The sequence below is a fragment of the Corynebacterium glyciniphilum AJ 3170 genome (assembly GCF_007673095.1).
GTDB lineage: Bacteria > Actinomycetota > Actinomycetes > Mycobacteriales > Mycobacteriaceae > Corynebacterium.
The window spans coordinates 1-257 of sequence record NZ_VDYZ01000277.1; the positions used below are offsets into that span (position 1 = coordinate 1).

General features: G+C 60.3%; 1 protein-coding gene. It reads right to left on the reverse strand.

All coding sequences use genetic code 11. The features are described 5' to 3' along the window. Positions 1–66: 66 nt before the first annotated feature. Positions 67–257 (reverse strand): hypothetical protein (locus FS507_RS20075; protein ID WP_186314781.1); only part of this gene is annotated, 191 nt, incomplete at its 5' end.

A 257-nucleotide genomic window follows, 5' to 3' on the forward strand; every position in this document is an offset into this window, starting at 1 on the left:
CCCTTTTTTCCACCTCAACCTACCTTTTCTCCTCTAACCACACCTCTACATACACTCCTCCCCACACTACTCCCCGCTCCACTTCTTCCCCCCTCCACACTTCCTCCTCTTCCTCCCCCTCCTTTTCTTCCCCCCCGCCTTCTTCCCACCCCCCTTCTCCTTCACCAACCACAACCCCCCCTCCTTCACCTCCCACAACAACACCCACCCCCCCCCCATCCCCACCACCATCACCCCCACTTCCCTCCACCCCATCC